The 7731-nt window shown below is 61.9% G+C and carries 7 protein-coding genes; 2 read left to right on the top strand and 5 right to left on the bottom strand.

Going from position 1 to position 7731, the window contains the following annotated elements; translation table 11 throughout:
• The 4 genes from HQL56_16480 to HQL56_16465 form a co-directional block, all read right to left on the bottom strand.
• Positions 1-408: iron chelate uptake ABC transporter family permease subunit (locus tag HQL56_16480; GenBank protein MBF0311113.1), on the bottom strand; the 408-nt coding region annotated here is incomplete at its 3' end.
• The gene (gene cobO / locus HQL56_16475) at positions 405-941 is read right to left on the bottom strand and encodes a cob(I)yrinic acid a,c-diamide adenosyltransferase (protein ID MBF0311112.1); all 537 of its coding nucleotides are present in this window, start codon (positions 939-941) and stop codon (positions 405-407) included. The genes HQL56_16480 and cobO, both read right to left, overlap by 4 nt.
• On the bottom strand, positions 938-1588 hold the full coding sequence (locus HQL56_16470) for an alpha/beta hydrolase (GenBank protein ID MBF0311111.1): 651 nt from the start codon (positions 1586-1588) through the stop codon (positions 938-940). Before HQL56_16470 ends, cobO begins: the two co-directional genes overlap by 4 nt.
• Positions 1569-2678, bottom strand: a complete 1110-nt coding sequence (locus tag HQL56_16465) for an aminopeptidase (protein ID MBF0311110.1) — start codon at positions 2676-2678, stop codon at positions 1569-1571. The genes HQL56_16470 and HQL56_16465 overlap by 20 nt, the downstream gene beginning before the upstream one ends.
• Before the next feature lie 165 nt (positions 2679-2843).
• On the opposite strand from HQL56_16465, the gene erpA reads away from it, so the two are divergent.
• Both erpA and lon read left to right on the top strand, forming a co-directional pair.
• On the top strand, positions 2844-3197 hold the full coding sequence (gene erpA, locus HQL56_16460) for an iron-sulfur cluster insertion protein ErpA (protein MBF0311109.1): 354 nt from the start codon (positions 2844-2846) through the stop codon (positions 3195-3197).
• A gap of 182 nt (positions 3198-3379) precedes the next feature.
• A complete protein-coding gene (lon, locus tag HQL56_16455; protein MBF0311108.1) occupies positions 3380-5830 on the top strand; it encodes an endopeptidase La in 2451 nt (816 codons plus the stop codon).
• Positions 5831-5892: 62 nt separating this feature from the next.
• Here lon and trpE read toward each other — a convergent pair whose 3' ends face one another.
• The gene (gene trpE / locus HQL56_16450; GenBank protein MBF0311107.1) at positions 5893-7395 is read right to left on the bottom strand and encodes an anthranilate synthase component I; all 1503 of its coding nucleotides are present in this window, start codon (positions 7393-7395) and stop codon (positions 5893-5895) included.
• Between the last annotated feature and the right edge of the window lie 336 nt (positions 7396-7731).

The raw sequence follows: 7731 nt of genomic DNA, 5'->3' as shown, positions 1-7731 counted from the left end.
CGCTACCAGAAAAATCGAAAACAAAGCGCCCCCGAAGGCCACCCCCGGTCCCCAACTGCCCCGAAGCCCCAGCAGCAGCCCTCCCAAAACGGCGCAAGCGGCCCCGCCCGAGACCCCCAGGACATAGGGATCGGCCAGGGGATTGCGCAACACCACCTGCAACAGGGTTCCGGCCAAAGCCAGCAGGCCTCCCGTGGCCAGAGCCGCCACCGCGCGCGGCAGACGCAGATCCCACAACAACGCCGCCCCCAGACGCTCCCCCTCTCCGGAAAAACCGTTCCAAAGATCCTTCAGGGAAAGGGATACCGAACCCGTGCCCAGGGAGCCGATCACCACCACCACCCCCAGCAGGATCAGGCCCAACAGAACGAAGCGGGAGCGCCGTTCGCCACGGGAAACCGCGTTCAAAACTCCACGCCCCGGGTAGCGGTCAATCCGGCGGAAAAGCCGTGTTTGAGCAGCTTCATCTCCGTCACCGTATCCGCCAGGGCCACGAGTTCCTCGGGGGCCGAACGCCCCGTCAACACCAGATGGCCGTGCCAGGGGCGCTGTTCCGCCAGGAATGCCGCCACCTCGGCTCCGCTCAGCCAACCGTAGGCCATGGCATAGAGAATCTCGTCCAGAACCACCAGGTCGTCGCGGCGTCCACGAATGCGCTCCCGGCAGAAGTCCCAGATGCGCCGGGAGGTGGCCCGATCCTGTTCCGGGTTTTCGGTATCCCAGGTGAATCCGTCGCCCATGGCGAACCAGTCGATGCCGGGCAGGAGTTTGGCAGCCTTCTCCTCGCCGGTGGGCCACTTGCCCTTGATGAACTGGATGACCGCCACCCGCATGCCCCAGCCCGCAGCACGCATGACCATGCCGAAGGCGCTGGAGGATTTGCCTTTGCCCTCCCCCGTCAACAGCAGCAGCCTCTTCGGCTGGTCACGGGGTTTGCTCATCCAGCCCCCCTGCCCGTGTCGAAACGACCGTGCCGCAGGAAACAGCCCACCTGTTCCGACACCTCTTCCGAAAAGATCAGCCCCATGTGGAAGGTGGAAACCCGCAGGGAATCCAGAACGCCCGGCAGATGGGTCTCCGCCACGGAGACCACCCCGTCGTTGGGCTTCTCCAGCCCGAAAAAGACGCCGGAGCCGAAGGCGTGATCCCCGGCGATGACGCCGACTTCCCGCCCATCCGGAACGCCAAGCCCCTGACTGGAACTTCCCAAGGCGCCATCGAGGCTGTGGCCGAAGAGCCAACGACCACCGGGCCAGTCGGAGAGGCGCTGGGCCACATAACTGCCCTGAAAGGGAGAGCCCAGGGCCACCACTCGTCCCACTCGGGCTGCGGGATGCCGCTGCAACATACGCAAAGCCACCACGCCCCCCAGGCTGTGGCAGACCAGGTGGGTGGGTTCGGCATGACTCTCCGAAAGCAGGGCCCCCAACCGATCCGCATTCTCCTCCACCCGCCCCCGCACCGAGGGATAGCGAAAGGTGCTGGTGCGAAATCCCTGATCCCGCAACCGGTTGCCCAGGGTGCCCAACTCCATGCCCGTCATCCATAAACCGTGCAACAAAAGAACGTTATCGGTGTTCGCCGTCATCTGCCCGTTCCCCCTTCTCCCCGGCCTGATCCAACAACTCTTCGAGCCTCTGCCGGCGCATCGGCAAAGGCTGCTCTCCCAACTGCCGCGCCGCCTGATAAAAACCGTCCAACCGACCCTCGTGGTTGTGCAACAGCGTCAGAAAGGCCGGAATCAGGCGGTGGTAGGTCGCCACATTGGCCAGGCGGGCGTTGTTCAATTCCGGACCGAACCAGCCATCCCACTCCCCCTTGCCACCCCAACCCGCCTTCAAACGCCGATACCGTTCCCGGCCCTCTTCCAACACCCGGTGTTTGTTCTCCCGCTTTTCCGGATCCGACAGAGGCTGTTCATACAATCGGCCCAGCTCCTCCCGAAGCCCGGTCATCAGCTGCAGAACCTCCCCCTCCCGAATGAGGTGATCGTGATAGCGGCGCAACGCCTCCCTTTCCCCTCTCTTCTCCAGCCAGCGACGCACCCCTTCCCGGGCCACCGTCTCCGCAAAGGCCTCGTTGAAGGGGGTATCGTCCTCCACATACAACAGGCCATGGGCCATTTCATGGAAGAGCAACTGCGCCAACCCAACCTCGCCCCGTTCGAAAAAGGTGTTCAGCAAGGGATCCCGAAACCAGCCCAGCGTCGAGTAGGCGCCCACGCCTCCGGCCACCACGTCGTAACCCTGAGCAGCCAGCTCCCGAGCCAGTTGTTCACCCTCCTCGCGGGAGAAGAAACCGATATAGCCCAGACAGCCGACGATCGGAAAACACCATTGCAAGGGCTCCAGGGAATAGGCCGGCGCCGCATTGACCACCCACACCACCCAGGAGCGCCCGAGGTCGGCATAATCCCGGTAGCCACCGTGATCCGGAAGGTGCAACGCCTCCAGGGCAAAACCACGCACCTCTTCCGCCAGCAGGAGGCGTTTCCGGGTCAGGGCATCCAGATTCGGGCGACGCAGCACCTCCTCCACCGGCTCCATGGCCTGCCACAACCGCCATTGCCCCTTCACGGACTGCCAGTAGTAGTGCGGTGTGGAGCAGCCCGCCAGGGTGACGGCCACCCCGCAGGCCAATCCCAGCCACCCTCTGCCCCGTCGTTCCCAGGCCTTCAAGGGCTCCCCCCGGAGATCGATCTTGACAACAATTTTGTTTTTAGTTTATCATCGGTTTACAAATCGGGCCTCAACGTCCATTCTGGTCTTTGCCAGAATCGCACGGCGATGTCCATGGAAAACCGGGAGCCCGCCGCCTTAGAAACCTTTCAGGAGTATATTGCCATGTCCCTCACCCTGACCTCCAGCGCCACGCGCAAGCTTGATGCTTTATTGAAAGAAGAAGACAACCCCAACCTGAAGCTGCGCATTTTTGTCTCCGGAGGTGGTTGCTCGGGTTACCAGTACGGTTTCACCTTCGACGAAACCCAGGACGGCAACGATCACGTGGTGGAGAAGGATGGCGTCAAGGTGCTGGTCGATGCCGTCTCCATCAACTATCTTCGGGGCGCGGAGATTGATTTCGTGGAGGATCTGAACGGTTCCCAGTTCGTGATCCGCAATCCCAACGCGGCCAGCACCTGCGGCTGCGGCAGCTCCTTTTCGCCCAAGGAAGGCGGCGGCTGCAGCAACGCCTGAGTCGCTTACGCCCCTCTTTTCGCACCGACCGGCGCCAGTTTTCTTCCCACTGGCGCCGGTTGATGATTCCGCATCCTTGAAAAATACCGCCGCACCCCCCATATATGTCTTCCAGGCAGTGGTTCTTCCCTTCTCCGGGAATGAGCAGTCCATATTTAGCCAATACGCGCGACGAGGGAAGCATGTCGGACAATCATCCGGACGATATCGAAGTCGTGGACGCCATCATTGAAGAGCCGGAAGCAGCCGAAGAGGGGATCGCTCCCTCCGATGCCACCCCTCCCGCCCGGGTGGAGAACATGCTGCCAGCCAGCCTGGTACTCTACCCACTCGGTGGGCGTCCCTTCTTTCCGGGCATGTTGACCCCCATCCAGGTGGAAGGCTCACCCTATTACGATACCATCAAGATGGCCCTGGATACGCCGGGGCGCCTGTTCGGCATTCTGCTCAGCCATGCCGAGGATGGCAAAGATGTCTTCGACGCCGAACAACTCTACCGCGTCGGCACCGTGGCCCGGGTCATGGAAGCCCAGGTCCACGACGAGGAGAAACAGGTCAAATTGCTGGCCGAAGGACTCTCCCGCTTCGAAGTGTTGAGCATCGAACACGCCGGACCTCCCATCGTGGCCCATGTGGCCCATCACCGCATCAAACCCGGCGAAGCGGATCCCGAGCAGTTCAAGCCTTATACCATGGCCATCATCAACACCCTCAAGGAGATTCTGAAATACGACTCCCTCTATCAGGAGCAGGTGCGCATATTCCTCTCCCGCCACAATTTCGGCGAGCCGGATCGCCTGGCCGACTTCGTGGCCTCCATGACCAGCTCCACCCGCGACGAACTTCAGGATGTGCTGGAGACCTTCCCGCTGCAGCAACGCCTGGAAAAGGTGTTGACCCTGCTCAAAAAAGAGCTGGAGATGGTCAAGCTGCAGGAGAAGATCTCCAAACAGGTGGAACAGGGTATTTCGGAACATCAGCGCCAGTTTTTCCTGCGGGAACAGCTCAAGGAGATCCAGAAGGAGCTGGGCATCACCAAGGATGATCGCACCGCCGATCAGGAGCGTTTCCGGGAGCGCATGAAGGCGCTCACCCTGACGGAAGAGGCGGAAAATCGCATCGAGGAGGAACTGCGCAAGCTCTCCTTCCTGGAAACCAGCTCCTCGGAGTACGGCGTCACCCGCAACTACCTCGATTGGCTGACCCTGGTGCCGTGGGGTGTCCACTCCGTGGACATGCTGGACATTCCCAAGGCCCGCGCCATTCTGGACGAGGACCACGACGGGCTGGAAGATGTCAAAAGCCGGATTCTGGAGTTTCTGGCCGTCGGCAAACTCAAGGGGGAGATCGGCGGCTCCATCATCCTGCTGGTCGGTCCTCCCGGTGTGGGCAAGACCTCCATCGGCAAATCGGTGGCCCGTGCGGTGGGACGAAAGTTCTACCGTTTTTCCGTGGGCGGCATGCGAGATGAAGCGGAGATCAAGGGCCACCGCCGCACCTATGTGGGGGCGCTGCCGGGCAAGTTCATCCAGGCGCTGAAATATACCAAGGTCTGCAACCCGATCATTATGCTCGACGAGGTGGACAAGATCGGCGCCAGCTACCAGGGCGACCCCGCCTCCGCGCTGCTGGAAGTTCTGGATCCGGAGCAGAACGGGGAGTTTCTCGATCACTATCTGGACGTGCGCTTCAACCTCTCCAAGGTGTTGTTTATCTGCACCGCCAATCAGTTGGACTCGATCCCCCGCCCCCTGCTGGACCGCATGGAGGTCATCCGCCTTTCGGGGTATATCGCCGAAGAGAAGCTGCGCATCGCCCGCAACCATCTGCTGCCCAAGCAGATCGAGAAAAACGGCCTCAAAAAGACCGATCTGCGCATGTCCAAGGAGGCGCTGGAGACCATCATCAATGGTTACGCCCGGGAAGCAGGGGTACGTCGCCTGGAACAGAAGATCGGGCAGATCGCCCGCAAAGCGGCGGTGCAGGTGCTGGAAGGCACCGAGCCCCCCATCAAGGTGGATCGGCCCCAGTTGCAGCAATTTCTGGGACTGCCCGACTTCCGCGACGAAAAACCCATGAAGGGCATCGGTGTGGTGACCGGCCTGGCCTGGACGCCCCTGGGCGGGGCCACCATCGACGTGGAGGCCATCTGTACCGATCGGGCCAAACCCGGCATCACCCTGACCGGACAGTTGGGCGACGTGATGAAGGAGTCGGCCCAGATCGCCTACAGCTATCTGAAGGCCCAATGCCTCAAGCTGGGGGGGGATCCGGAACGCTTGCAGTGGGCCATTCACCTGCATGTGCCGGCGGGAGCGACGCCCAAGGATGGTCCCTCCGCAGGGGTGACCATGACCACGGCATTGCTTTCCCTGGCGCGCAATGAACCACTGGTTCGGGTGCTGGCCATGACCGGGGAGATGACCTTGACCGGGCAGGTGCTGCCGGTCGGGGGTATTCGGGAGAAGGTCATCGCGGCCCGGCGGGTGGGCATTCGGGAAATTGTCCTGCCGGAGGGGTGCCGCAAGGATTACGAAGAGGTGCCGGAACATGTCCGCTTCGGGCTGACGGCTCACTTCGTGCGGCGTTACGTCGATGTGGCCCGGCTGGCCTTCAACATCACGGTGCGTTGAAGCCGGGTATCTTCAACGATATGGGGATCCGGGGGATATCTCCCCGGACCCCCGAATGACTGTCAATCCAACCCCTTGCGGGTCAGGCCGACGGCCCGGAACATGGCGCGGGCCTTGTTCATCGTCTCCTCGTATTCACGAGTGGGATCCGAATCGGCCACGATCCCCGCCCCGGCCTGAATGTAAAGCCGCCCCCCCTTGATCACCGCCGTGCGTATGGCAATGGCCAGATCCATGTTGCCCAGCCAGCTCACATAACCCACCGCACCCGCGTAAGGACCGCGCCGGCTCACTTCCAGTTCGTCGATGATCTCCATGGCGCGAATCTTGGGCGCACCACTCACGGTCCCCGCCGGAAAGGTCGCCCCCAGCAGATCGAAGGCATCCAAACCAGGCTTCAAGGTGGCTTCCACATTGGAAACGATGTGCATGACGTGGGAATAACGCTCCACCACCATGCGCTCCGTCACCCGAACCGAGCCGGTCTGAGCCACCCTCCCCAGGTCGTTGCGCCCCAAATCCACCAGCATGATATGCTCCGCCCTCTCCTTGGGATCGGCCAGCAGCTCCTTCTCCAGGGACTGATCCTGTTCCGGAGTGGCTCCGCGGGGGCGTGTGCCGGCAATGGGACGCACCGTGATGGTCTGCCCCTCCTGTCGCACCAGGATCTCGGGACTCGAACCAACCAGGGAGTGGTCGCCCAACCGCAGGAAAAAGAGATAGGGGGAGGGATTGGTGGTGCGCAAGGCGCGATAGAGGTTGAGCGGTGAATCGGGGAAGTCGATGGAGAGGCGTTGCGACAGCACCACCTGCATGATGTCCCCGGCGGCAATGTACTCCTTGGCCTGACGCACCGCCTGTTCAAACTCGGACTGACTCATCTCGGAGTGGAAATCGGCCTCGCTGATCTCCAGCGGCCCTTCGGCATGAACCGGCGGCAACGTCACCGGGCGGCGCAGGTTCTCCACGGTGCGATCGATCAACTGCCGCGTCTCCTGGTAGACCTGCCCGGCATCGGCCCCCTGGGGCACATAGGCATTGGCCACCACGGTGATGGTGTTGAGCAGATTGTCGAAAACCAGCACCACCCGTGGAAAGAGGAACAACCCGTCCGGCACGTCCAGGCGGTCGGGATTGGCATCGGGCAGACGTTCGAAACAGCGCACCGTATCGTAGCCGAAATAACCCACGGCTCCCCCATGGAAACGGGGCAGCCCCGGTACCGGAACAGCGCGAAAACCTGCCACGAACTCCTTCAAGGCGGCGACCGGATCGGTGGTCAGTCGCTTCTCCTCGCGCCCGTCTGACCAGGTGATGCGCACCTCATCCCGCTTGAAGCGAAACACTGCCAGAGGGTCGAGACCCAACAAGCTGTACCGGCCCCACTTTTCGCTGCCTTGCACCGACTCCAGCAAGAAAGCGTAAGGAGAGTCCGCCGCAATTTTCAGAAAGGCGGAAACAGGCGTATCCAGATCCGCCAGAATATTCCGGCAAAGCGGAATCAGGTTGCCCTGGGCCAGCAACTGGCGATACGAGTCGGCATCGGGTTGGATTTCAGTGCGCATGGCAACCATCTTGGCAAGCGGGAAATGAGGCAGACGGGAAACCTTACCATCTTCCAAAGCCATTTTCACCCGGAAAACCGGGGCGAAAGCCAAGCTTTCAGCGAGAGCCAACCCCGCGTTGCCTTGAACCCGTCTAATTCCCAAATTTCGTCGCGAAACCGGCCACGGCGCGTCAGTGACGAGGCGCGCGGCGCCCGACGACCGTAACCGTGGGGACGTTCCACGGTGAGCGTCGAGTGGGCGCAACGCCGTCATGGCGCGGCCCGGGTCCGGTTGCCACGAAAATTCAGGAATAATTCCGTTTCTGTTTCATTTTTGCATTATTGCAGGGGTCTG

This window comes from Magnetococcales bacterium (genome assembly GCA_015231925.1).
Taxonomy (GTDB): domain Bacteria; phylum Pseudomonadota; class Magnetococcia; order Magnetococcales; family JADGAQ01; genus JADGAQ01.
Note: the sequence above shows the minus strand (reverse complement) of the source record. Positions and strands in the feature narration are given on the sequence as shown.

Bases quoted from the DNA above. Each gene is read 5' to 3' on its own strand.
- cobO (MBF0311112.1), bottom strand. From the start codon at position 941: ATGAGCAAACCCCGTGACCAGCCGAAGAGGCTGCTGCTGTTGACGGGG.
- HQL56_16470 (MBF0311111.1), bottom strand. From the start codon at position 1,588: ATGACGGCGAACACCGATAACGTTCTTTTGTTGCACGGTTTATGGATG.
- erpA (MBF0311109.1), top strand. From the start codon at position 2,844: ATGTCCCTCACCCTGACCTCCAGCGCCACGCGCAAGCTTGATGCTTTA.
- lon (MBF0311108.1), top strand. From the start codon at position 3,380: ATGTCGGACAATCATCCGGACGATATCGAAGTCGTGGACGCCATCATT.
- trpE (MBF0311107.1), bottom strand. From the start codon at position 7,395: ATGCGCACTGAAATCCAACCCGATGCCGACTCGTATCGCCAGTTGCTG.